Raw genomic sequence first — 24727 nt, 5'->3', positions numbered from 1 at the left:
ATGCTCTAACCTATTATAAAACAACAATATATACTTAACTTAATGACATTGGGATTGCTCCCCCTTATCCATTATTTAGTTGTAAATTAATGCTTCACCGCCGTGAGTTGCAAAATCCTTGCACAAGTTAAATGCAACCTGCGCCCGTTGCTTGGCTGTGCCGTCCATAATGGATTTAAATTTGGCTTCCTCGCTTTTGAAGCTGCGTACATTTTGAAAGTAACCAGTCACGGCATTGTACGCGCCAAATACTGTTCCTGCGTTCGTCTCGATCTGCTGGGTCGGGCTGCCTAAAGCATACTCATAAACGCTGTCGACGATGTTCGTGTAATGTGTAGAAAGCTGATCCAACTTACCCTCGGCTAAGTTCTCCAGTACTTGTTTATTCGATGCCATAGCAATCTGTATCAACTTTTTCACCTCTGCATCGGTAATTCGCACCTTCGCCCACTGGTTAAACAAGCCTTCCATTTCGTGGCTCAACTCCCTGCTGATACCCATCAAAGTATGCGCATGTTTCAAACGTTCGGCTGCCGAGGCCGTATGCCGAATTTTAATAGCCCCCGAATGATTACGCATGGCTGCGTTAAGCGTGTTGTTGCATACGATGCGAATGGGCGTAAACGCTGCCGTGATACTGCCTAATCCATCGTGCGAGGTTGTTAAAAACAGATACTGTTCTATCCAGTCTTTAACGCCAACACGGATATAATCAGGCAGTTTCGCGGTAATAAAAACCCGCTCGCCATTGCCCAATGCACCAGCCGTTTCATATAGTATGCCGTTACCACCGCCGACAATGGCGTCAAAGAATGAAAAAGCATCCCGGTTCTGCACAACTTCGTAATCATTGCCGACAACGCCTAAAACCTGCTCGGTGTCTGCCCTGACGGTCGCAAAGAAATTAGGTACTGTTATTTCAGGTATGATAATATCGTCGCTGCCTTCGCCTAAATGGTTCGCAGTATCATAGGTGAATAAGGGTCGTTTCTCTACAATATAGTCCAAACCGGCATGCTGAATGGCTTCACTGCTGGTCGGGTAGCGGTCAATAATTTGTCCTAAGCCATGCCAGGCCTTATCCTTGACACTCATAAAATTGTGCTTGTCTGTTTTCTGATTAAAATTGAGTTGATGTGCCATGATCTTAATTTTTAGAGTTTTTGGTATTTAATGGGATGATCTCGGTTTGCAACACTTCTACATTTGCCGTGCTGCCAACAACAACGGTGCTGGTTTGCAATTCCGTGATAGCATCGTGTATGCTAGGGTGTGTGGTTTGGATGGTCACTTTCACCAATAAAAAAATCTTGTCTTCCATTGCCCTAAAATTGATAGGTGTTCAAAAAATCGCTGAATTCCATTTGAAACTGTGCGGGGTTCTCCTGCGCCAACTGTTCGGCGTAACCTTCCCAAAAAATTTGGTCGGTCAGTTCTACAAATTGCTCGTACATGGGATATGCTTTTTAGTAAAATTTTGAAAATGCTCCCGACCGTAAAGCCGGGAGCGATGACTGTTCAGGCATTCGGAAAAACGATGTTCGCTTCGATGTCTGCTAATTTTTCATGGCAGGCGTCAAAAATGAACTGTGCGACCATGCGGATAAGGTTGGGTGTATTGGTGACGAATTCACGGCGTTTATCATCCTGAATTATAAGCCGGCAGCCTTGGTACGGGTTGCTTTCCAGTTCGTCGTTCTCTTCCTGTAGTTGTACCTCAAAATCTTCTAAGGTCTTGATACGGGCAATAAGCGCTAAACGCTGGATAGATAGGCGGTGCAGGTCATTCACCGATTTTAGGGTTTGTTCTAAATTGAGCGCAAACTTTTTTGGCTCAAATTTGACCTCTTCTGTTTTGGCGGGTTCGGCCTGTGCTTCGGCTTTCACTTCTTCGGTGGCAAGTGTGTTTGCAGGGTTAACGGGTTGGTTATCCACTGCAACTGGGCTATCGGTCTTAACCTCGGCAGGCGCAGCTTCCGCAGTCTGCGGGGTTTGGGCGGGTTTTTCATCAGTTGTGTTTCCATCTTGTTTAGCTTCTTTGCCTGTTAAGCTTGGGCGGTTTTGTGTTTTGTTAGTTTCATTCGCTTTTGCTGCTGCACCTTGTACACTGATCGCATTTTTTTCTGCTGTTTTCATCTTAAAAGATTTAAAGGGTTAAAAAATTTGTTTTTTGTTTCCCTCTTTTCCCGAAGACTTCCCTTAAAAGCTATTTTTCAAAAGAAAAAACGGTAAAAAAGAAAGTCAAAAAAGCGGTCGTGAGCCAGAGCGGGAGAACTATAAGTCCCGAAGGGTGGCCGCAGCGAAGCGAAGGACATTATGCGTTCGTACGTGAAGGCTGACCGAGATTGACGCCGCTTTTGTCCGTTTTCGTTGGAAAATAGCAGCTAAAAAAGTCTCATCTGAATCACGTCGGCAAGGCCAGGAATGCAGGTAAGCGAAGCTTTTCCCGGCAAGTGGAACGAAGCGGGTAAACGAGTGAAGCCGGAATGATGGGATTGCAGGACATTTCCTGTCAACGGCTTTAAGCGGATGCTTTTGCGCGGCAGCAAAAATGCAGGAGCTGAAATTCCGGCAGTATGATGACTAGACCCGGTCACCTGTCAAGGATTGCAGCGGCATCCTTTTTGGAGAAAAGATAGAGCGGAAAGCCTGGCCGCAGGGACAGCATCAAACATCATTAGTTCTCAAGATAACAAAAGGGTGTTCCGTCTTTCAGTTCGGATTTAGCAACTTTACAAGAATGATATAGGCCCTGTATCATTACTCACGGTAATGGTACCAATATCGTTTTATGACGATGACAGCCGTCGAAGTCTCCGAGGATAACTTATTCCTAAACGATACCTCATGCTTTGTATCCATTTGCGTTACAAACGCTTTATATTTGCAGTGCAAGTTTTATGGAGCACGAAGCCTTTTATAAAGATCAGTATGACAGGTCACTTGACAGGAAGAACGAGATCAATGCGTCGCTGTCTACACCCATAGGAATACTTACGGCGTTGATCGCAGGATTGTACTTTGCGTCCACCAATTTTGATTTTAGCGATAACATCATTTTGACGATCATTTTCGCGGTGATCGGTGGACTTTCTTTATTCCTCTTAGGCAAATCCATTTATCATTTGATACTGGCGTTTTCTGATTTGCACAATGGTTATGATTATGCCTACCTGAATGATACTGATGTATTGGACAACTATTATCAGGGGTTGGTCAGCTTCTACCATTCACAGCCAGGTGCAACCCCTGCGGGAAGTATTGCGGAGGCTAAGAAAGAGTTTGATGAGTACATACTTAAAGAACTTATTAAAAGTGCGGGTATCAACCAGAAGAACAATAAGTCAAAAATTTTTCAAAGATTTCAGTGTCATCAATACATGATTTATGCCTTAATTGCATTAAGTTTGTTAATCATTCCCTTTGGCATTGATTTTGGGATCAATAAAGGAAAGGACAAAGTGCAGAAGGTGAAGATCGATTCGGTCATACCGGTTGATCTTAACTTGAAATATAAGGACACCACCATACGTTTAAATATAAAACCATACGACAATGGCGCAAGAAATAAAAAAACCGACACCTCCACCCACGCAAATGATCAGGGAAGGCGTTAATCCCAATGTATCCAGGCCGGTTGTTCCACAGCCGCATACCGTGGTCAAAAAGAAATAACAGCAATAGCTAATATTAACCAGCTAAACGTAAAAGGCGTTATCCTGTAAAAGGTAACGCCTTTTTTGCTTGGTTGGATGAACATACAAAGATTTAGCATTTCTATAGGCTGAGATAACCACTATCGTTAGCTTCTACGACAGCTTTCTTTTGAAAAAGATCAATCTCCAATAGACCACATTTGCGGCGATTCACGGTATTCGCTCAAGGCTTTGCCTCGTTTTGGTACTTTAATGGTAGAGAAAGATGGGATTTCGGTATGCATTATGAAGCTAACAAGCTAATCCAGAGAGGCTTGAGATTATCAAGTATGATAAATGGTAACATAAATTCAATCCGGTTCATTTAAGCGACCTGCTACCTTCAATAAATAGTGAAAGCTTGAGTAATCTACGTTGAACTTTAACCTTGTAAGAAGAAAATCGCAACGCATATTTACCATGTTTTCTTTGTATAAAGCTTCCGGGCCTTTAACAATTGTCCCGTCTAGCATTACACTTTGCATTAATGAATCAGTTTGTACCTCCGACAAAACCTGTATAAAATCTTCTTTTGCTTCCCAGCCCGACGTACATAAGCGCAACTCCCTAAAGCTTTCGTGCGGAAAAATGTCAACATAAATTTCTCGCATTAGCTTTTCCCCAATATCATCTATTAATTTTTCGATAAAAAGGCTTCCGTTACCAAAAAATCCTGCAATACATGCAGCATAACTAATAAATCGTTCATTACTTGCAACCCAGCGAATTTCCCAAAAAGATTGAGAGAAAAAATCTTGCAATTCAAGACTGGCTACATCGCTCACTCTTTTCTTTATTTGAGTAATCGTGTTTATAGCGGTAGCGGCTTTGTCTTTGTTGGTATCTTTTCCGAAAGCCATTAACGTAGGTACACAAAATAGTCCTCCAGATTTTCCGAGTACAAGGCAGATGTTATTAAAATCGTCTATGGATTCCGACTTCCTTAGTTCATTAAGAAGATATAATTCGTCCTTACTATTTGCTTCACTGTAGCCCCTAAATAGCAATTTCAACATTATTGCATGTTTTTTTAGTGACGCCATTTTGAAAATTGTTTAATATTCAGATGACCAGGAATTGTCGCTCGACGAGCTTACCTTTTATTCCTTCTTTTTCATTAATTCAACCTTCTCTTGCTCACTTTTTAAAAGGCGCTCATATAATTCGACAACCTTATCTAAAGGGTTAAAGGTGCATTGATAATTACTATTATTTAGAATGCTGTTGTCATGAAAGGTATTATTCATGTTATTGAATATCGAATCTTCATTGAAATGTTTCACGGCATCTGGGGTAGTGCCTAAAGCTTTCGCAATCCTTTCTAAGGTTTCGTCTTCCAGACTTTCACTTTGCTCGATTTTAGATATGGCCTGTTGAGATATTCCTAATTCGGCCGCAAGTGCATCCTGTTTTAAACCTCTAAGCTCTCTTAAGCGACTGATTTTTCTGCCAATATGAATTGTTTCTGCCATAAATCAAATATAATTAAAAATTCTTGCGTCAGGTTACAACCACGCAAGTTGTAAAATACAATCAGTTAGGTTGTAATTTACAACCAGCCATCTGTTTAATACAACCTTCAATTAATTGCTAATCAATTGTTCGGATCTTAATTTGGTGAAATATTACCAAACCTTTAGGAATGAGAGCTAAACTAATTAATCTGAATTTTCGGCTATACAAGATTGGCGACGAGGCAGGATTTGCCTACTTATATAATACATATTATAAAATTTACTTCTGGCAAAGTATGCGTATGGTTAAAAATAATGTTGTAGCGGATAGCATAACACAGGAAGCATTTCTTAAGTTGTGGTTAATGCGAGATAATATTTCTGACTTGAATTCAGTAACATCGTTCCTTTCTGATCAAACCAAAAGTAATAGTCGCTCATATTACAAGAAATCCTCTACTCAATTTCATAGAAGTTTGCTAATGCTTGATGAATATCCCAATTATCAAGATTTTTTGTTAGGGCATAATCGTGAGTCGGAGGATGAAGATATATTTAACGAAGTTGATTTTGAAAAATTTGAAATTCAACATCAGCAAAGACTTAAACAAGTTTTCGATGTCTTACCGAATCTAAAATATGAGCAGCAGTTATTTATTAAACTATGTCTAAAATATTCATTTAGCTACGATAGAATATCTTATCATTTAGGAGGAATATCAGACTACGAAATAGCCAAAATGGTTGAAAAGTCTATTGTAGCAATTAAATCCATTCTAGTTAGTACGAAGAAGATTGAAAGGCCTGTATCGCTAAAGACACCCATTGTATTTGAGGGAAATTTAGACGCGGAGCAGCTTGAAATTTTGAACCTGAGATATGAATTACAATATAGTTTTGAACAAATCGCCGCTGCTCTTAACCTTTCACAAGCACATGTACAACAACAATTTCTCAATGCTTTTGCATCCATAAAAAAGTCGAAAACCAAGATCAATCATAAGGTAAGGCAATCCTCTACCCGACAACTTCAAACATACAATCTTGAATTAAGAAAGGCAATGTAATATGGGTTCAGAAAATGTTGTACTGACACGCCGTATTCAATTATTGATTGATACGGAAGATGAATTAATGATTAAAGAAGCCAAAGAAAAACTATATGCCTGGCAACGAGTATGCTTTAGAGCAGCAAACCAAATTATGACGCACCAGTTTGTTCAGGATCAAGTGAAGGACTTCTTCTACTTTACTGAGGACGTCAGATTAAAATTAACTGACAATAAAAAAGAAGACGTAGGTATGTTAATTTCCTCGAAAACAAATACTACATACAGGGTTTTGTCGAATCATTTCAAAGGAGAAATACCTACCAATATCCTAAGCAATTTGAACCAATTACTCATTTCAACTTTTAATAACGAGAAAAAGGAGTATCAAACAGGTGAAAGATCTTTAAGAAATTATAAAAAAAATCTTCCTCTTCCATTTGGGCCTGAAGTGATTTCAAAATTGACAAGGACGAATGATAGTAGAAATTTTTCGTTTAGACTATTTCAAATTCCATTTAGAACGTTTTTGGGCAAAGATACACAGGATAAAAAAGGTTTGCTTGAAGGTGTGCTTCAAGGCAAAACAAAATTAAGGATGAGTTCAATCCAATTAGACAAAGGTAAGGTCTTTTGGTTGGCGACATTTGAATATCAAAAAAAACATGCTGAACTTGACAGTAAAATTATTGCAGAAGCATCACTTTCTCTTGAGCATCCTATTATAGCTAAAATAAATGATTATGAGCATGTGATAGGAAATAAAGAGGAGTTTCTTTACCGGCGACTGGCTATTCAGGCAGCCAGAAATCGAGTGCAGAAGGGAGCATCATTCAATAGAGGCGGGAAAGGGCGAAAGCGAAAATTAAAAAGTGTTGAGCACTATAAAGACATGGAAAAAAAGTATGTTGAATATAAATTACATGTATATAGTCGGCGGCTTATTGATTTATGCATAAAATATAAAGCAGGAAACTTAATATTAGTCAATCAAGGAGCAAAAGAGCAAATAGCCAAGGAAGAACCCTTTTTATTACAAAATTGGAGTTACTTCAGTTTGAAGGAAAAGATCGCATACAAAGCCGATATGGCTGGAATAAATTTGATTGTTGAATAATCAAAATTGAGGCTGTTTGAACAACCATAGAATGAGGATTTTATATCACTCAGTAATTCTCGATTAGAGGAATTCAAAGTACGGGCTCTATCGTGAAGTAACTGGCTTATTACCAACTGACAAAACTATATAGATTAATTAAAGCATTTTAGAGTTCTTTGCAACAGCCTTTGAATACTTAAAAGGTGAGATTTGCAACGGGTAGTTTTCTTTATGTAAACACTAAACATTTGAGGCATTTTGTGAAGCCGTAGGGTGAGGCGCAAGCGCTCACTAAATATTTTACGCAACGGTCTGCTGTAATTCCTAAAGACAAATCAAAGTTCAAATTTTGCAACTCACTAGTTTGAATCAATTGATCACTTTTTTTAAATTCTGTTTTGGTTGCGGCGATAGTATATACAAGGTTTCTGCTGTAATCCAAAGATATTTGAGGCTTCCTGCAAAGCCGTAGGATGAGGTGCTACACGCTCATCGAAGGTGATCTATGCAGTGCGTGGGCCTCGCTTATATAGCTAAGCAATTGAAATTTAGACAGGGTTGCTTCAGCGAAAAAAATTATAGGTTGGCAAGTTCATTGTCTAAAGTTATTATCATATCAAAATATGAGTAACGGATGAAATTTGACCAACAAAGTTTAATTTGAGGTTGCTTATACAACCGTAGAATGAGGCCTTTTGCGCTCATTAAATATATAACGGCCGGTGCTCGCTTAATTAGATATAAGTTCGTCAATTGATGAAAATATCTTACAAGCTATATATAATCAGAAATTTGTACTATACACTATAACTTGTTTGGACTCCAAAAGCCAGATGTTTTTTTCCTAAAAACAGTTCATGCTCAGCTTAATATTGACGCGAATTTCTGTTAGAGAATGCTTAATGTTGATTAAGCGAGTTATATTACGGCTCATCATAAGTTTTTAAATCTCTCCATACGTCTTGCTCTGGCTTTGTAATTTGAGCAACTGAATTGGCATCCCAAAGGTGCAACTCATCGTTTATGAATCGATAAAGCTTTTTGACTCCAACCTCGTTTGTCGTAAAAACGTGCGTAATTCTCATTTTCTCTAAGTAATCGTCCCAAAACCCGTCTGAACTAAGGGATTCAATATATACGTCATCATCAATATCCTGGTCGAAGGCAAACCGGAATCCGGATACTTGTGGTAAAGGGTTTCCATCAGTCGGATCATCTAGAATAGTCGTTAAACGAAAATGCATGGCCGGGTAATGACCTACACTATACATGACCTCTACTTTTGACAACTTGCGGGCATTGAGCTCTAACACACCATAGGTAAGCATTCCCACGAGTTTCAGCCACTGCTCGTCAGATACGCTCAATAATACATTTTGTGCCTCATCTAATGTTTTCATAATAAAGTATCTAAAGTAAATAGCAACAGGCCTCGTTGGCCTGTTGCATGAAATGTTAAACACTCATTTTGCTCTTGCGCGACTGCTTTTTTTTTTGCGATTTCTCCTGCGACTGAGAAGGCGTTTTTAAGCTTTTGGTTGTTTTCGTACTGGTTCCTAACAATTCTTCACGTTTGATCTTTTTCATCTGATGGTCAAACAGGTCCACAGTTTTAAACTGTGGGTTCGCTGAGATAAAATATTTTTTATTACCGTCCGCATGTGCTACAGTGATCTGCTGAGCATTGCCTTTTTTCAAAGAACGAAACACATCGTCTTTTGCTTTAGGGTCTTCCAACTCCTTAATACCTTTGCCTGCGATCACTTTTTCTAAGTCATACCCATAATTTTCGTGGTAGTGCTTGATCTTTTTGTTGCCGCTGTCTGTTAAATTCTGGTCATCCAGCGTAAGCCAGGCCTGGTATTTCTGATTTTCAAGATTGGTGAGCTGCTTATGTACAGAACGTCCCTCCATTAAGTTGAAAGCCTCTTTAGCGGTCACACCGTTACCTTTGTTGATGTAAAAGGTTTGGCTGACATCTTTTTCAGAATCGTTTTCATGGCGGATGTTCGCATCATATTTGTTAAAAAAATACATATCCTGGTTATCACCTGCCTTAAAGTGCAGCATGTAATCGACTGTTTTCTGATTGAACTCGTGGCTTAAGCCTAACTTGAACTCCGGCGTTTTTGCTTCGATCTCCCGGTCAAGTTCGGCATTCAGTTTTTCCCCAAAGCCTAAGTTCAAAAGGCTCTTTTTTAAGAATTCTGCATTTTGTGTGTTCATGACTTTATGAATTAAATGGTAATTAGATGATTGTTAATTAGCGGCCAGCGTCAGCGGAGTCCTTGATGGTACCGGGATGACCTTGATATTATCTAGATTGTCCTGCCTGATCTGTAAATAAAGGTGCCGGTTACCCGAACGCTCGTAAACCTCGATGAATAGCGCCTCGTCTTCCGATAGTGAAAACCTTTTAAAGGCAAATACTTTCGCAACTTCATGGTCTTTGACCACGGCTGTACGACTACGTAAAGTGCTGTAAAGCGGCACAATCTCCTGTTCGTGGGTTGCCATCCGGTCCACGGTTTTGCGGTCACGAATATAGAATCGGACAAAATCAATTCCGTAAGGCAGGTTCGAGCGATTTCGCAGATCCAGCCGCAAATAGATCCGGTTACCTGCAAGCGAAACTTTATTGATCCAGGCTTTTATACCTCCCGTTTTTTCATGAGTAGCTACATCTGCACGTTTTCCTGATGCTATCTGTTGTGCAATTGTCTCTTCAGCAAGTTCCGGCCTGTCATTTACAAGATTACTCACAAGCGTTTTACCGTAACCAATCCGTCGTCCTGCTCGTCCATAAGAATAAGCTACCGGAATGCTGTAGACTTTTTTGGTGCTTTGATCCTGAACACTGAGCGTAACATTTTTAAAATTCGACGCGACTGCTTTAATCGTTAACACCCCATTGCCTTTGTCCGTAATCACGTACTTGCTGCTTTGGCTGCCGAGCACTTTTACTGGCCCTTGAAAAAATAATGCTGTTGCCTTGTCGTGGCTTACATAGGCAGTGTCCTGTGCAAACGCTATTTTCCCTATCAACGCAAGGAAAAATATAACTGTTAATCTTTTCATATTACCTACTTAATTATCGCGGTCATTGTTGTCCTTAAGCAGAACTTCATACCCGGCTTTGACTTTGATCTTAATCTGTTTAACCTTTTTGCCGAACAGCCCTTTAGCGGCTTCGATACCGGCCCCGGCTGCTTGTGCGCCTAACGACTGATCCATGGTCATCAGTTGCATGGAGCTAACGGCGTTACCCATTCCGTTCTTAGCAGCGTCGCGGCTGATGGACCCAGGCACATATAAACCTTCCAGACCATCCAGGTCATACACAGTCAGTGCGACTGGCAAGATGTTATTCAGGTAGCGTATACTGGCAATCTTGATTTCCAAGCGTTCGTTGTTCAGGGCACACGTGCCGTAAACGAAGCTGCCTTTAGGAATCATTTTGCCTTTAACATAAATTCCGTCCACCAGCCGCAGTTTAACCACCGCACCGCTGACCAACGTTTGATCTTCGTGAATAACTGCCTGAATCGTGTTGCCTTCCGTACCCGGCCGGTCAGCTGACCGGTTACTGGCATAACTTACGGTTGAACCATCGCCGTCGTCATCACCGTCGTCATTTGCCGCAGTTACTGCATAGACATGGTTACGATTTTTCAGTGAGCGGGTGCGAAGGACGTTATTGGAGTTGTCAGGATTTTGAATATCATTGATCTGCTGAAGCATGCGACTAAGCTGCTTCATTTCCGGGTCTTCACCACTGCCGCTATTCATGGAAGCCATCATCATTTGCAGTCGCTTAACCTCCGTACCGGAATTTAGCTGCGGCTCATAACCGCCCGTTTGTACCTGTGAGGAAGGCTGATTAATCTGTTTGTTGATTTGCGCCAGCTTTGCCTGAATCTTGGCTTCATTGGCATCGCTCGATGTCAGATCACCCGATAAAGAAAATGTACTTTGTGCCTTGCTTTGAATTGCTTGTTGATCTGTAAACCCCATCGAGCTATCAAAACTTTGACTGACACCGCCTGTAGCAAAACTACCCGAATCCTTAAGCGTGGTTTGATAAATTCCCATTTTGTCCTGATCGCTGCTATTTTTAAATTGAGCTTGCGGTAAAGTGGTGTTCAGCCCTTTCACCGCCGTCTGTTCGCCAGTTAAATGGTTACTGTTCCGTCCGCCACCCAACGCCCAAAAGGCCATCGTTAGAAAAGGAAAGATCAGTACCGGTATCATCATTAAGAATTTACGCTCTTTCAAAAATTCGGGAGCGTGTGCAGGCAGTCTGCCTTGTTTGAGTGTTGCTTCCATGATTTAATCATTTTTTTAGTTAATGAATCTGTTAATTGTGCGTCCGTTCCGCCGGAAAGGTTGACGTCGGATGCTATGCCGATATGTGTTGCAGGTTTATAGGACTGATTAATGGCAGGTATCGTATAAGAATTGGTAAACAGCCCGGCTAACAGGATGGCAATTGTGATGGCTGCGATACTCAACAGCACGAGCTTTTGTTTACGAGCGCTGTAGGCATTAAACCGCTCAGCGATTGCTGTTGCTATTTTAGCCTGAACGCTTACAATGTAAGCTGAGACCACTTTCGCTATTTTGTCATTCATCGCGGTGGATGAGCTGTTATCATTACTGCGTGTTTTCATGGCTATTGGTGTTGAAGCGTGGTATCCCTGTTGGCTAATGTTTCCCAATGCTGTATCAGAAATCCGTGAGGGTTATTATCTGAACGTGCCACATTTCTGAGATAACCCTGGGTAACCAGACTGCGATTGATCGTCGATGTAGCGCGGATAAGCTTTTGCGTAGCAAAGCATTTGAAGTAATAAGGATACTGATCAATGTCGAGTTGAACACTGTCCACCACAACTTGTTGGCTGATATTACCCGAGATAAGGTTGTTATAGTAGCTCTTTTCCTTAAAATCGTTGTATTGATTTTTGGCGCTTTCATCGGCCAGATATAGTGCTTTTCCAATGTTCGCGTTGATCACTTTTTCATCAGGGTCAAGCGTGAAAAAGTAATGATGAAACATTTTGATGTGATCCCTTGCCTCAACAGGGATATTATCTTTGCGATCTGCTGCAAAGGTGGAGAATACGCTGATATTGACCACCTGATTCCGGCGCAAGCTGACCACCGATTCCGCGGGAAACTGACCACCTGATTCCGGCGGAAAGTGACCACCCCGAACGAGCCGCACATGCTGTAGAAGCAGCCATATTTTTGAAGGATAAACCCTTCAGCTATGGCCAACACTACAATCAGCATGAGCAAGATCAGACAGATTTTAAGGATGTACACCCAAGGCCGCAGCAAGCTCTCCATCGCTGCCCAGATCGGCGTGTCCCGCAATACGGCAAAGAAGTACTTTGCCGCCTTCGATGCCAGTGGCTTTACGTTCGAGGAGATTAACACGCTTAATGATAAAGAACTGGAGGACTTCTTTGGCAAAAGCAACGAGCGGCCTCCGGATAAGCGTATGCTCGCCCTGCAGCGCTGCTTTCCCCAGATAGACAAAGAACTCAAGCGCGTCGGCATGAACCGCCGCATCCTCTGGGAAGCCTATATCAAAGAGTTCCCTGACGGGTATGGATACACCCAGTTCTGCTTTCTTTTCAACCAGTGGAAAGCGCGCGTCAACCCGACCATGCATCTGGACCACAAGGCCGGAGACAAGATGTATGTGGACTATGCGGGTGAAAAGATGAGCATTACGGACAAAGAAACCGGCGAGGTCATTACGGTAGAGGTATTTGTAGCTATTCTTGGTGCCAGCCAGCTGACCTATGCTGAAGCTGTTCTGAGCCAGCAAAAAGAGGACTTTATAGCGGCCTGTGAGAATGCCCTGCACTTTTATGGCGGCATACCTTCGGCCATCGTTCCGGATAACCTGAAAGCTGCTGTCATTAAAAGCAACCGCTATGAGCCAACCTTGAACGAAACGTTTGCTGACTTTGCAGATCACTATGGGACCACCATCTTACCCGCCCGGGCGTACCGTCCCCGCGACAAGGCCTTGGTGGAAGGTGCCGTTAAGATCATCTACAGCCGCATTTACGCACCGGTACGTAAGGAGATTTACCACACGCTGGCTGAACTGAACGCAGCCATCAAAACAGCGCTGGAAGCACACAACAGCCAGCCGCTCAAAGGCCGCAATTACAGCAGAAGGCTTCAGTTCGAAGAGGTCGAGCGCCAGGCACTCTCGCCCTTACCGGCATTGCGTTATGAGTTCAAACGGCAGCATCAGGCCACCGTAATGAAGAATGGGCATGTCTGCCTGGGCACCGACAAACACTATTACAGCGTACCGTACCGCTTCATTGGCAAAAAGGTCAAGCTGCTGTACTCCCGAACCAATGTCGAGGTGTATTACCATTATGAACGCATTGCCATGCACCGGCGCATCAAAAGCCCTTACAGCTATACCACCGATAAGGATCACCTGGCTTCCACGCACCGCTTTATGACGGAATGGACACCCGACAAGTTCCTGGACTGGGCGGGCACCATTGATGAGGATGTGCGGCTTTATATCCTGAAGATACTCGACCGCAAGCAGCATCCCGAGCAGGCCTACCGCTCCTGCATTGGTGTGCTGAGTTTGGCGCGCAAAGCCGGTAACGAACGGCTGGCCAGTGCCTGCAGGCGGGCGCTCGGGTATGGCATTTACAACTATAAGACCATTCAGCAGATACTGGAAAACAAGATGGACAGCTACGAGGACAGCTTATTTGCTGACGAGCTGCCCATGCCCAGCCATGATAATATCCGGGGAGAGAACTACTACAAATAGCCATTAAACAACATCAATAATGAACACAAGCACTTTAGACAAGCTTCGAAAGCTGAAGTTCTTTGGCATGTATCATGCCTTTAAAAGCTGCCTGGAGACCGGGCAGACCGCCGAATACACTACCGATGAGCTATTGGCCCACCTGGTGGAAGCCGAGTGGGACGACCGTCAGAACAGGCGTATCGAACGCACTATCATGTACGCCAAGTTCCGCTATAAAGCATCGGTGGAGAATATCCATTACCATGCTGACCGCAGCATTGACCGCAACCAGGTGATGCGCCTTGCGGACTGCACCTTTGTGGACCGTAATGAGAACCTGCTGATTACCGGTAGCACCGGCATTGGTAAAAGCTACATTGCTTCTGCTATCGGCCACCAGGCCTGCATACAGGGCTACCGTGTATTCTATGCCAGTACGCCCAAGCTCTTTGCCAAGCTGAAGATGGCCAAGGCGGACGGCTCCTATATGAAGGAAACTGCCAAACTGGAACGGCAACAACTCCTGATCCTGGATGACTTCGGCATTCAGCCCTTTGATGCACAGAGCAGGGCTGCCCTGATGGAGGTCATTGAGGACAGGCACGGTAAGACCTCACTGATCATTACCTCTCAGCTGCCGGTCAGTAAATGGTATGAGGTCATTGGTGAAAAGACGATTGCGGATGCTATTCTTGACCGGATCGTGCATGATGCGCACCGGATAGAACTAAAGGGGGAATCCATGAGAAAGCGGCGACCCGCAGAACCGGAAAAAGGCTACCTGGAAAATCATCTTTAAATAACTACTTTTGACAACGCTTCTACAGCGTTTGCTGCGCTCGTTCGCCAGCACTTTGGGTGGTCAATTTGCCACGGAATCACCTGGTCAACTTCTCCGTATTATACAAGCAGGCAAGTTAATCGAATACTCATTGTCGAGATACCGCTCTTCCTGCGGGAATGATTCGTTGGCTTTGTTAAAAATGTCATCAGCCAGCTTCAATTTGAGCATTCTGAACAGGGCACTTAGTCCTGACAAAATCAGTAGATACCCTAACGAGGTTATGCCGATATATAGTGATGCTCTGATTGATACCGAATAGTTGACGTTGAGGAATACTGCACTGATAAAGTATAACAGCAAGCCAATCAATGCATAGGTAGTGATTGTTTTAAGATTGATCTTCTCATCTTTTTTCCCCTTGCTGCCTAACAAGGAAATCATCAAAGCGAATAGTGCTGAAAGTTTTGCATAAAGCACACTTTTGAAGACTGTCAATTTCGAGACAGACAGTAGGATACTGTTAACGACCGGCTTGGTCAACCCCCAATGCTTAAATGCAGCATAGCAGGAAATATAAAAATGAAGGATAAGAATTGCCAGGCTGATAAACCGGGTAAAATCAATGATCCTTCTTAATGCTTGTTCGTTTTCACCTGTTTGCATGACTGTAAAATTTAAAGTGAATGCCCTCTGCGTTTTTTCTTGCGCTTTCTTTGCTGTAGCCTGCTGATGGCTGCCATATCTTGTTTTTCGTCCTGGTATAAGGCTTCTAGGAATGCACCGCCACTGTTGAAGTTGTTATTACCCGTTATTCCAGTATTATCAGGAAAATGATAAATGCCGGATGGATCTGCGCTTTGGCCTGGTTTAGTGCTTTCCGTTGATTGTGCGAAAATTTGGGAAAGGCTGTTGGCACTGTAGCTTTTACCTAAGTCACTGCCATTAAAGACAGCTTTTGCGCTGTGATCGACAAAGGTTACCCCATACAACCGGCCATCCTCACTGTGCCGGAAAATGGCTTCAATATTCTGTTCCTTAAGCTTTAACTGAAACTCGGTTTTACCAAACGGTTTACTTAGCAGATTATCAATCGTATGCTTTATCTGCTCTTTAAATGATTTGCGTAGCACCTCATTTAAAGCAAAACGTCCTTCCAAGGTTTTTAACGTTGGTTTACCGTAGATACTGCTAGCCTTGATGGGAACGCCGATCTTGCTGCCTTTACCATCCAGTGCCCAGTATACCAACCCGTTTTTCTCATACATCCTGGATTCTTTTGAACCCCGGTCAGCCGTCACGTTAAAGGCGTTTAGAACCGCGTTGAATTCCGGGATACTGGTAAACTTGTATGTTCGCAATACCTCACTTACGACATTAGTGATGGCCTGCTTAGTTTCTGATTTCCCGTAAGCTACTTGTTCCAGGGATAGAGATTTTATGTTATGTTGTGCTTTGCCTTGATCTTCTGCCTTGACTAATCCATAATTTAGCTCTACCTGCTTTCGCGACTGCTCAGAGGCTTTATTAGCCAGCAAATGAAAGCTGATCCTTTCACCATCCGGTTTAATGTTGGTAGATACCAAATGCAGGTGAGGATGCCCGGCATCGTAATGCTGATACACAAGGTACGGTTGCATGCCAAATCCTAAGCCTTCCATGTATTCATCGGCAATTTGCTGAAGTGTCCATTTGTCTAATCTTTCGCTAACAGCAAAATTCAATGACACGTGTAAGGCATTGACCTGTGTGCGCTCATTCCGTTTTGTCAGGTCAGTCAACCGGTTCACCTTGTCACTGAAAGACAGGTCAAGCGGCTCCTTCAAATAACCCTGTGCCAGGATCAATTCAGCCTTGCCTAAACGCACCTTATGCTCATTGTAATTTATTGCCCCGAGGATGCTTCGTCCGGTTTTAATTTTTGCGACCATAGTTCTGAAAAGTTTTGCATGCGGTCTTTGATCTGGGCGATGGCAGGATCAACTTTGGACCCGATTATAGACATAAGCGACAGCCATAAACGGTTATCTGCGGAACCATGTGCAGCGTTGATCTGACGGACTGCCTGGTTCAGATTATTACCGATGGCATTGAGCTCCCGGCGCAGTAAAGCCAGCTCTTCGAGCATCTCATCCATAGACTTATCACGGTAGTTCACGGTGATCGGTTTCTCCAGCAAAACGCATCTGATGTACTCGCTCATCTTGCGGAGGCGTGTTTTTTTAAACCGCCTGTCGATCAGTAAATATTCACCGGGTTTAAACCTCGTGGTAATCTTTCGTAACCTGTTTTCTTCTTCAATTTCCATAACTCACATCATCTAAAAATCCGACTTCGGAGGATTTTTGGAATGTCCCCGGACTGACTTTGGAAGGGGGGCAAGATTCCGTTGTCCGACAACGGTTTATCTTGCTGATTGCTCAAAAATGCAATCTCATCCTTTTGCAATGTCCTCGATTCGGATTTGGTTAACATCATTACTTAAAAAGATTCACTGTAAAATGGTGACTGCCTCAACCTACGTTTCAGTTCTTGCCGATGGTTGTAAATCCACTCAGCTGCACATACTTTCCAGTTGTAAATGATGCCACCGGTGGGAGTCGTCCACCCGCGAGCATTCTGCTCGTTGAAGAACTGGTCAGCCAATTCACCTTCGCCTTTTTGATCAAAATAGATCAGCAAAACGTCCTTGTCAGGTGGCATGGTCGTCCCCATGCCGTCGTGAATTTGCAGGGTATGTTTGCTGCTTTTCCTGACCTCATTCGGCAGATTCGGCACAGTGCGTTTGGCCTTCCGTTTCATGCCATCTTCATCTGATCGTTCAACTTGCCGGAAGCCATCAGCTTTTCAATTTCCTCGGAATTATAGTAAGTGATACCACCTAATTTTTTAAAAGGTATCAGGCCCTTATCCCGAAGATATTGCAATTTGCTCTCAGATAGCCGAAGCATTTTTTTGATCTCAAAAGCTTTCAGCCACTGGTGGCCCGGCTGGCCGGATTGTTCTTTGAGTAGCTTCTTGATGTCAAGGATAAGCTGTTGCTTAAAGTCGAGCAAGTCCTGAACCGTGATCAACTGATCACGGTTTACTTTAGGAAAGTCATGTTGGATTTCATTATGATTTGCCATAGCTTAAAATTTAGCGACAGCAAATGTGATGAATGTCAAAATAAATTTATCACACCTCATGTACGAGGTAGGGTATTTTGTATTCAGATATTAAAGTTGTATTTCCAGTTAAAGCTACAGTAATCTGTAGAAACTGAACCTTCGATAAGTTTGCGGTTACGAGATAAACAGTGGTGTAAAATCACATTGTTTAGGTTAATTATATGTTACCTTTTTAGATATATTTGTAACAATTTGAACTCGACTCATCAACAAATTGCTCGAAGAATCAGCCGGCTGAAAGCGGGTGAATTGGTGTTTCCCATAGATTTCCGTGGCTTAGGCAGTGAGGATGCGATTAAAATGAGTTTAAGCCGCCATGCTAAGGAGAAACAACTGGAGCGATTGGGTCATGGAATTTATTTAAAAGGAGGCAAAAATTTCGCCGTGCCTGCTCCTGAAATAATAGCGAAGGCGATTGCAAAGAAAGAGCGGGTCAGGATCAGGCCGGCTGGCCACTTTGCCCTTTATAAATTGGGAATGACGTCGGTTGAGCCTAATGAGTTGATCTATTTAACAGATGGTGAGCCACGTAGTATACAACTTGGCAGCCAGCGGTTGATTTTTAAGTCTACAACGGCTAAGAAACTCGCTCTTTCAGACTCTACCAGCGGGCTTTTGATACTCGCCTTGGATGAACTCGGCAAGGAAAAGGTTAATGCAAGTATTATAACACACATCGTCGAAAAAATCAAATCGGTTGATCAGGACATATGGTCAAAAGACTTGCAACTAGCTGCAGGCTGGATATATAATTTATTACATAAGCTCTATAAAGAACAAACAATATGAAAACTATAAGAAATCAGCAAGATCAGGCATGGCAGCTATTATGTGATGCCGCTCGACAGCTTCCGCATGAGGATCATGAATTGATGCCCGGTGTTAAATGGGGTGACTGTGCACAGTTTTATACTCCGGCCTTTTGGAAGATTCAATATATGACATATATGCAGCGTCGCGAACCAAGGAAGTTATACAAACTGGGAAATAACATTTTGGAAGAGATCGTCGTGTGCTTGCTCGGAGGTTTTGGGATGCCATCCGAGGTCGGCTTGGCGGCATTTGAACGACTCAGAACTAAAAAATTGATCAAGCCTAAAGTTACTCAATTGGAATTATACCAGGCTCTAGTTCGACCATTTGAATTAACGGATGGCAGAACGATTACCTACCGGTTTTATAATCAAAAGAGCAAATACATTTTCAAACTACTGAATCGAAATGACCTGGATAACATTCCACAACACAGTGACCTGGAATTACGAAACTGGCTATTAACAGTTGATGGTATTGGCCTGAAAACAGCATCATGGATCACGCGGAACTGGCTGGACAGTGAGCGGGTAGCGATACTGGACATTCATATTTTAAGAGCTGGGTTGTTAGCCGGTTTCTATCAGAAAGAATATGATTTGACTAAATATTATTTGGATTTAGAGCAGCAATACCTCTCATTTTGTGATGCTTTGGAAGTATCATCTGCTATTATGGATGCAATTATTTGGGATTTCATGAAAAAAACTAATAGATTAGCATTGAATGCGTTAAAGCACATCAACTAAGCCAATTATCATGTCAGGAAACAACAACGATTTCGATACTTCGTCAGATGATAACAGTGTCAATACCCCGCCTAACTGTACTACGCTAACCGGAAGGGGGACCATCATGTCTCCCAGCGCGGCTGTTTTAGTAACCTTGAAGGTCGGAGATATTCTAACGATAAATTTACGAAGTGCCACAGGCCCGGTTCAGGCATTTACGGCAACCGGACAATTAGTTGGAAGTGTACTTTCATCCAGCGCGACGACAGCAGACCTCCTTTACTGTATCAATGCCGGATATGATTATCAGGGTCGTATCACCTCTTTGGTGGGCGGATCGTGTGAATTGTTAATTTTTGCGTAATGATTGTTGTTGGCGGCACTTACGACGAATACTGTTTTGAACCAAGATGGGACAAGACATTTGGATCAGGCTTAAGGGCCTGTTGGGCATTGTCACGGCTGCGTCCCGATCAAAAAATCCAATATCACACCTTTGGCAATAGTCGTACAGGAGAATACCTTACTCAATTAGCCGAGGAAATTAACTTTCAATATACGGTATACCCAACTCCGCATCTGGTCCAATTCCGTTACGACTACCCGATGGCCGACCCTTTGATTGTCCCTCGACCTGACACCCTCAATAGCCAAGGAAATGTAATGACGATCAACGGCGAGGTGATTCTATATTATGGCATGATTGAAGGGAACGGCGTGGTTTGCGGTAATAAAGTCATTTACGATCCACAATCGCCTGTACATCCGATTTTGTTTTCGGTTACCGGTTCCACCGCTAAACGATTGGCTATCGTCGTGAACATCGCGGAAGCCAGAAGGATGACCGGGGCTCATAACGGCGACATTCAAGCAATACAGGATTTCTTCTTTGAAAAAGAGGGAGCAGAAGTCGTGGTGCTCAAAATGGGTGCGAAGGGTGCTTTGGTAAAGACGATCAATGGCCAAGAGCAAGTCATTCCCGTTTATGAAACAAAAAATATTTGGCCAATTGGGTCTGGAGATGTTTTCGCAGCGTCTTTTGCCCATCACTGGGAACTGTCAGACGACCCGATTATGGCAGCAAGAAATGCCTCCTGGGATACTGCGGTTTATTGCAATACGCGCAATTTTAATTTCTTGTCATTCGAAAGTGACCCAGAGATCAAGCCGTTTTTAATTGAAGCGTATCCTGATGCGCAGTTGTATTTAGCGGGTCCATTTTTTACGTTTTCCGAACGCTGGCTTATTAATGAAATCTACCAGTGTTTACGTTCAATGAACATCAAAGTATTTTCGCCCTGGCATCACGTCGGCCTCGGCGAGGCTTCCACCGTGGTGCCACTGGATATCAAGGGTCTAAACGAGTCGAAAGTGGTGCTTGCTGTCCTCGATGGCCTTGATTCGGGAACTTTATTTGAAATCGGTTTCGCTGTTGCTAAAGAATGTACGGTCATTGGCTATGTAGAGAACGAAACCTCGGAAAGTATCAAGATGCTGGAGGGCACTGCTTGCACGATAGAAAAAGACTTAACCACGGCACTTTACAAAAGCCTTTGGGCGCTCGCTAAAATTGATGCGTAAAGCCATTTTATTATCGGGTGGTTTAGATTCCGTATCGCTGGCCTACTGGAAAAGACCTAATATCGCTATTTCACTTGATTATGGACAGGCCGCTGCTAAAAAAGAATTGGAAGTTAGCGGAATCATTGCCCATGAACTGGGTATGACTCATGAAGTCATAACCATTGACTGTAGCAGCCTGGGTAGCGGCGATCTAATCAATGGCAGCGCCGTAGTGGGTTCACCTTCTCCTGAATGGTGGCCTTATCGCAACCAGTTACTAGTGACCCTAGCGTGTATGAAGGGAATTAGTTTGGGCCTGGATGAACTGATGGTCGGTTCCGTAAAGTCGGACGGTTTTCACAAAGATGGCACCGCAGGGTTTTACGAGCGGATCAATGATTTGATGCAATACCAGGAAGGACATATTCAGATAGTAGCGCCCGCTATCGAGTTGTCCTCGGTCGAGCTTATTCAGATTTCCGGCATTCCTAATTCATTACTGCATTGGGCACATTCTTGCCATACCGGTGACGTGGCCTGCGGCAAATGCCGTGGCTGCCAAAAATACCAATATACTTTTAGGACCTTAAATGCTGAGCGGTGAAAAATCCACACGTCAAACTTACGGAAGAACCAGTCACCGGTTACGAATATCAGCTGGGTGACCGGATCAAGCTATCCTGTCCTGAAACATTACTTATGATACCATTTGGCAAGGTCATCACTAATAGAAGGTCTACCCGGAAATTCAACGCGGTGATGCTTACTCAACTGAGCCAATTATTATGGTATACCGCAAAGGTCAAAAACCTTCACCTACAGGAGAATGGTTACATCCTTACGCACCGCGGCGCTCCCTCTGCGGGTGCAAGACATCCTATTGACATCATCGTGTACAATTCCACCATGTTTCATAGAGAGCATTTTTACTACTACAATCCATTTGATCATTCCCTAAATCTCATCATGAACGAAGTGGTTATTGCGCCCTTTATTATCCATATCAATAAGATTGTCAATATTGGACGGGGTACTTTGTTATGGTTTGTGGCCCATTCGCAGAGAACGAATAGTAAATACGAAAATGCTGACTCTCTGATTTGGAGAGACGCGGGTGCGCTGATCAATAGTATTCAGCTCACTTGCACCGCTTTAAATTTGTCCAGTTGCCCTATCGGCAGTTTAGGTGAGCCCTATATCTCATCATTTTTTGCTGATCCAGATGTATTTGGAGCGGGCGGGATAATAATTGGCTGAAAAAAACTTTCAAACTCGGTAAAAGCTTTTTTCAGATTATTACCGGTTTTGGCTACGTCGGCATCAGTCAGGTTTTCATTCAATAAATCCAGGTAAAGTTCATCAATCAACACACGATGGACATTATGCAAATAGCGAAAAGAGGTATTCGTTGTATAACCGCGAAGTTCAATCATCGCATCGCCAATCTTTTTCATAATCGTCACCCCACCCAATCTCAGTTCATCTTTCTTTTCAGGAGCGATATGTGCTTGGGCGATTTCCTTAGCACGTGCAACGAGTTGATCAGTTAAGTCTTTGGTGTCCGCTAATACTTTGCGGCCGGTGATTAAATTGTGGTTGTATTGTTCCTCAATTTGATGAATGACGCCCTCAGCTTTTGTTAAAATACGCTCAGCAGCTTCAACAAACTCTTTAACATTATGAACCGTTTCTGCTGCGAGGAAAACCGGAAAGCGTTTGCCATGTACTTTAAATAATTCTGTACGAATCAACAACATGTCTGCCAATGATTCTAAAACAATATCCATGGATTGAATTTTACTAAACTTATCCTGGGGCATAAAGGCATAATGACGATGAGTCAAATCATTCAGGCTGACGGACACTGATTTAAAGCGCAGTTTGATCAGTTCCTCGACGGCCATATCTTGCAATTCGCTCAGCGAACTGAGCGTAATATTAGAGGAATTGGCACTTTTGATCGTACCGGATTGAAAACCAGACTCGGACATCAAAAATCCTCGGTCAGCGCCCACGTCCTGAACGATTTGCTGAAGCGTTAACACCTTTTCTTTTGGAACTGACGTTTTCCAAAGTTTACATTCCACAATCCAAAGCGCTTCGATACCAAAAACCTTTAGTCGGACTAGAACGTCAATTTTGTGATGCCCGCGAACACCTTTTAAAGGTGCGTCTACTGTCGCCGTCCCGCCAATTGATTTAAAAAAAGCAGACACCGCTGCTTGATATTCTTGCCAATTCATTATGTTTATTTCAACGTGGAAAAAACTTCATTAATTATGAACGTCCAATTCGATGAGAGGCTTAATTGGAAAATGATGCACGTGTGCCATACGTAAAGTCTTAAACGCCTTGTTCAGGATTAATTAACACTTATAAAAACGATAGTATTTGAAATTAAAACGTCCACAAGCATGAAACAATACCAGTATCAGAAACCCTATAACACTGCTCCCAAAGTTGCCATGTCTTTCTAGTTTTGATATTGAAGTCATCCGGAAACCATTCTATGGCATCCACTTTTTCGGGGCTTTCTTCTTTTGTGTTATTGTAAAATAAATCACCGGCAACTGTATAAACGGGCACTTTGCTTTCATACTCGATGTACTCAAATGGGAAGCCTTGCGTATACTGCTTCCATTTGATTAGCCCATTTTCAATAAAAATAATCATCACTGGGAAGTCTCCCAAAAAACGGTACTTAAGGAATGTGGCAATCAACGAAACATTAAAATAATTGGCAGTATCCTGTATGAGAGAAATATTAAGTTTCTTACCTGAAACTTTGTGTTTAAACAATGGCGATGGCATCAATAACTCCGATGCGAAGTCATTTGCCTGTTGTTCCTGCGGACCTTTTTGAAACCAATCAGATAGTGTTTTGTCGGTATCCGAAAATAGGGGCACCACATTTTTATGAAGACAGAAATGTCCGATCTCATGGGCGATCACCCAATTTTTTCTTGGTTCATAACTGATAGCAGAGTTTACCGTAATGATGGCGTTGTCACCTTTGATCAATATACGCCCCTCTGAACCGGATAGGGGTTGGAATTTTAAAATACCATTTAGGGAGAAAACGATATCCTCCATAGAAAGATCGCCAGGTTTTGACCAACCGATTTCATGAAGAAGCTGAAGTGCTTTGGTACCAGGGTTAACCATTATTGCTATCAGTCTCGTTTGCCCTATCTTTAAGTATTTCCATAAAATGTAGCATTTCCTGATCTTCTAAAATCTCCTGCTCGTCTTTTTGGGAAAGTTCGGTAAACCGATTGAACATCGGCACTAATTTGGTCTGATCGCTTGGACTAAACAGTTTTTTAAATTCTTCAATGCCTTTTTGTTTTAAAAGTTGAAGTTGGCTCACGGCGTCTGCATACCGCTGACGGTTTGCTTCAGCTTTTAACTTAGCTGTTAATTGTTTGATCTTTAGCAGGTGGTTATTAACCACCGAGTCTGGTTTAGCCTCTAATTCCGCCAACACATCCTTATCGTCTTGCTGGTAGTTGATCTCCAACATTAACCCATATAGGTTATTTAAAATTTGCTTATTGGTCGGCATAG

Annotated in this window: 30 protein-coding genes; 10 read left to right on the top strand and 20 right to left on the bottom strand. The window is 42.7% G+C overall.

The features are described 5' to 3' along the window. Nucleotides 1–75 precede the first annotated feature (75 nt). The 4 genes from LLH06_RS10540 to LLH06_RS10530 all read right to left on the bottom strand — a co-directional run bounded on the left by LLH06_RS10540 (nt 76) and on the right by LLH06_RS10530 (nt 2136). Nucleotides 76–1143 carry a DUF932 domain-containing protein gene (locus LLH06_RS10540; protein WP_228169252.1) on the bottom strand — a complete coding sequence of 356 codons (1068 nt, stop codon included), beginning with the start codon at nt 1141–1143 and terminating at the stop codon, nt 76–78. A gap of 4 nt (nt 1144–1147) precedes the next feature. Continuing rightward, a complete protein-coding gene (locus LLH06_RS10535) occupies nt 1148–1321 on the bottom strand; it encodes a hypothetical protein (protein ID WP_228169251.1) in 174 nt (57 codons plus the stop codon). A 4-nt stretch (nt 1322–1325) separates the two neighbouring features. Continuing rightward, nucleotides 1326–1454 (bottom strand): hypothetical protein, encoded by a 129-nt coding sequence (locus LLH06_RS20695; protein ID WP_262909309.1) that lies wholly within the window; start codon nt 1452–1454, stop codon nt 1326–1328. Between the two features lie 64 nt (nt 1455–1518). Further along, the gene (locus tag LLH06_RS10530) at nt 1519–2136 is read right to left on the bottom strand and encodes a hypothetical protein (protein ID WP_228169250.1); all 618 of its coding nucleotides are present in this window, start codon (nt 2134–2136) and stop codon (nt 1519–1521) included. 764 nt (nt 2137–2900) lie between these two features. Between LLH06_RS10530 and LLH06_RS10525 the strand changes: the two genes are divergently transcribed. Next, the gene (locus tag LLH06_RS10525; RefSeq protein WP_228169249.1) at nt 2901–3617 is read left to right on the top strand and encodes a hypothetical protein; all 717 of its coding nucleotides are present in this window, start codon (nt 2901–2903) and stop codon (nt 3615–3617) included. Between the two features lie 389 nt (nt 3618–4006). Here LLH06_RS10525 and LLH06_RS10520 read toward each other — a convergent pair whose 3' ends face one another. Then, nucleotides 4007–4738: a hypothetical protein gene (locus LLH06_RS10520; RefSeq protein WP_228169248.1), complete on the bottom strand. Its 732-nt coding sequence runs from the start codon at nt 4736–4738 to the stop codon at nt 4007–4009. Nucleotides 4739–4795: 57 nt separating this feature from the next. Beyond that, a complete protein-coding gene (locus LLH06_RS10515) occupies nt 4796–5167 on the bottom strand; it encodes a helix-turn-helix domain-containing protein (protein WP_228169247.1) in 372 nt (123 codons plus the stop codon). A gap of 170 nt (nt 5168–5337) precedes the next feature. Here LLH06_RS10515 and LLH06_RS10510 point away from each other — a divergent pair, with 170 nt between their 5' ends. Beyond that, on the top strand, nt 5338–6216 hold the full coding sequence (locus tag LLH06_RS10510) for a sigma factor-like helix-turn-helix DNA-binding protein (protein WP_228169246.1): 879 nt from the start codon (nt 5338–5340) through the stop codon (nt 6214–6216). A gap of 1 nt (nt 6217) precedes the next feature. Next, the gene (locus LLH06_RS10505; protein ID WP_228169245.1) at nt 6218–7315 is read left to right on the top strand and encodes a hypothetical protein; all 1098 of its coding nucleotides are present in this window, start codon (nt 6218–6220) and stop codon (nt 7313–7315) included. 905 nt (nt 7316–8220) lie between these two features. Here LLH06_RS10505 and LLH06_RS10500 read toward each other — a convergent pair. From LLH06_RS10500 to traK, 6 genes are read right to left on the bottom strand one after another with little or no spacing between them, the layout of a single operon-like run. After that, nucleotides 8221–8697, bottom strand: coding sequence for a hypothetical protein (locus tag LLH06_RS10500; RefSeq protein ID WP_228169244.1), 477 nt, complete (start codon nt 8695–8697; stop codon nt 8221–8223). Between the two features lie 55 nt (nt 8698–8752). Continuing rightward, nucleotides 8753–9523: a hypothetical protein gene (locus LLH06_RS10495; RefSeq protein ID WP_228169243.1), complete on the bottom strand. Its 771-nt coding sequence runs from the start codon at nt 9521–9523 to the stop codon at nt 8753–8755. A gap of 33 nt (nt 9524–9556) precedes the next feature. Continuing rightward, a complete protein-coding gene (locus LLH06_RS10490) occupies nt 9557–10375 on the bottom strand; it encodes a DUF4138 domain-containing protein (RefSeq protein WP_228169242.1) in 819 nt (272 codons plus the stop codon). 9 nt (nt 10376–10384) lie between these two features. Next, on the bottom strand, nt 10385–11623 hold the full coding sequence (traM, locus tag LLH06_RS10485; protein ID WP_228169241.1) for a conjugative transposon protein TraM: 1239 nt from the start codon (nt 11621–11623) through the stop codon (nt 10385–10387). Further along, complete coding sequence (locus tag LLH06_RS10480; RefSeq protein WP_228169240.1) at nt 11569–11967, bottom strand: hypothetical protein; 399 nt, start codon at nt 11965–11967, stop codon at nt 11569–11571. Before LLH06_RS10480 ends, traM begins: the two co-directional genes overlap by 55 nt. A gap of 2 nt (nt 11968–11969) precedes the next feature. After that, nucleotides 11970–12452 (bottom strand): conjugative transposon protein TraK, encoded by a 483-nt coding sequence (gene traK / locus LLH06_RS10475; RefSeq protein ID WP_228169239.1) that lies wholly within the window; start codon nt 12450–12452, stop codon nt 11970–11972. 138 nt (nt 12453–12590) lie between these two features. Here traK and istA point away from each other — a divergent pair, with 138 nt between their 5' ends. Both istA and istB read left to right on the top strand, forming a co-directional pair. Then, entirely contained in the window at nt 12591–14120 is a 1530-nt protein-coding gene (gene istA, locus LLH06_RS10470; protein ID WP_228169238.1) for an IS21 family transposase, read from the top strand. Between the two features lie 19 nt (nt 14121–14139). Beyond that, on the top strand, nt 14140–14901 hold the full coding sequence (istB, locus tag LLH06_RS10465) for an IS21-like element helper ATPase IstB (protein ID WP_228169237.1): 762 nt from the start codon (nt 14140–14142) through the stop codon (nt 14899–14901). Between the two features lie 87 nt (nt 14902–14988). Here istB and LLH06_RS10460 read toward each other — a convergent pair whose 3' ends face one another. The 5 genes from LLH06_RS10460 to LLH06_RS10440 form a co-directional block, all read right to left on the bottom strand. Further along, nucleotides 14989–15549, bottom strand: a complete 561-nt coding sequence (locus LLH06_RS10460) for a YWFCY domain-containing protein (protein ID WP_228169236.1) — start codon at nt 15547–15549, stop codon at nt 14989–14991. An 11-nt stretch (nt 15550–15560) separates the two neighbouring features. After that, nucleotides 15561–16814 carry a relaxase/mobilization nuclease domain-containing protein gene (locus LLH06_RS10455; RefSeq protein ID WP_228169235.1) on the bottom strand — a complete coding sequence of 418 codons (1254 nt, stop codon included), beginning with the start codon at nt 16812–16814 and terminating at the stop codon, nt 15561–15563. Continuing rightward, entirely contained in the window at nt 16769–17191 is a 423-nt protein-coding gene (locus tag LLH06_RS10450) for a plasmid mobilization protein (RefSeq protein WP_228169234.1), read from the bottom strand. The genes LLH06_RS10455 and LLH06_RS10450 overlap by 46 nt, the downstream gene beginning before the upstream one ends. A gap of 173 nt (nt 17192–17364) precedes the next feature. Next, entirely contained in the window at nt 17365–17685 is a 321-nt protein-coding gene (locus LLH06_RS10445; protein ID WP_228169233.1) for a hypothetical protein, read from the bottom strand. Next, entirely contained in the window at nt 17682–18011 is a 330-nt protein-coding gene (locus LLH06_RS10440) for a helix-turn-helix domain-containing protein (protein WP_228169232.1), read from the bottom strand. The genes LLH06_RS10445 and LLH06_RS10440 overlap by 4 nt, the downstream gene beginning before the upstream one ends. Nucleotides 18012–18245: 234 nt before the next feature. On the opposite strand from LLH06_RS10440, the gene LLH06_RS10435 reads away from it, so the two are divergent. The 5 genes from LLH06_RS10435 to LLH06_RS10415 all read left to right on the top strand — a co-directional run bounded on the left by LLH06_RS10435 (nt 18246) and on the right by LLH06_RS10415 (nt 22417). After that, the gene (locus tag LLH06_RS10435) at nt 18246–18842 is read left to right on the top strand and encodes a DUF6088 family protein (protein WP_228169231.1); all 597 of its coding nucleotides are present in this window, start codon (nt 18246–18248) and stop codon (nt 18840–18842) included. Continuing rightward, nucleotides 18839–19615, top strand: a complete 777-nt coding sequence (locus LLH06_RS10430; RefSeq protein WP_228169230.1) for an 8-oxoguanine DNA glycosylase — start codon at nt 18839–18841, stop codon at nt 19613–19615. Before LLH06_RS10435 ends, LLH06_RS10430 begins: the two co-directional genes overlap by 4 nt. A 345-nt stretch (nt 19616–19960) precedes the next feature. Then, nucleotides 19961–21178, top strand: a complete 1218-nt coding sequence (locus tag LLH06_RS10425; RefSeq protein WP_228169229.1) for a PfkB family carbohydrate kinase — start codon at nt 19961–19963, stop codon at nt 21176–21178. Beyond that, on the top strand, nt 21171–21764 hold the full coding sequence (locus tag LLH06_RS10420; RefSeq protein ID WP_228169228.1) for a 7-cyano-7-deazaguanine synthase: 594 nt from the start codon (nt 21171–21173) through the stop codon (nt 21762–21764). Before LLH06_RS10425 ends, LLH06_RS10420 begins: the two co-directional genes overlap by 8 nt. Further along, nucleotides 21761–22417, top strand: a complete 657-nt coding sequence (locus LLH06_RS10415) for a SagB family peptide dehydrogenase (protein WP_228169227.1) — start codon at nt 21761–21763, stop codon at nt 22415–22417. The genes LLH06_RS10420 and LLH06_RS10415 overlap by 4 nt, the downstream gene beginning before the upstream one ends. Here the strand turns inward: LLH06_RS10415 and LLH06_RS10410 are convergent. The 3 genes from LLH06_RS10410 to LLH06_RS10400 form a co-directional block, all read right to left on the bottom strand. After that, complete coding sequence (locus LLH06_RS10410) at nt 22354–23403, bottom strand: restriction endonuclease (RefSeq protein ID WP_228169226.1); 1050 nt, start codon at nt 23401–23403, stop codon at nt 22354–22356. The two genes, LLH06_RS10415 and LLH06_RS10410, sit on opposite strands and share 64 nt — an antisense overlap. A 154-nt stretch (nt 23404–23557) precedes the next feature. Continuing rightward, on the bottom strand, nt 23558–24325 hold the full coding sequence (locus LLH06_RS10405; RefSeq protein WP_228169225.1) for an ImmA/IrrE family metallo-endopeptidase: 768 nt from the start codon (nt 24323–24325) through the stop codon (nt 23558–23560). After that, entirely contained in the window at nt 24318–24725 is a 408-nt protein-coding gene (locus LLH06_RS10400; RefSeq protein WP_228169224.1) for a hypothetical protein, read from the bottom strand. The genes LLH06_RS10405 and LLH06_RS10400 overlap by 8 nt, the downstream gene beginning before the upstream one ends. Nucleotides 24726–24727: the final 2 nt, after the last annotated feature.

The organism is Mucilaginibacter daejeonensis (genome assembly GCF_020783335.1).
In the GTDB taxonomy this organism is placed as follows: Bacteria; Bacteroidota; Bacteroidia; order Sphingobacteriales; family Sphingobacteriaceae; genus Mucilaginibacter; species Mucilaginibacter daejeonensis.
The sequence above is the reverse complement of the archived record's forward strand: the minus strand, read 5'-3'. Positions and strand labels throughout refer to the sequence as shown.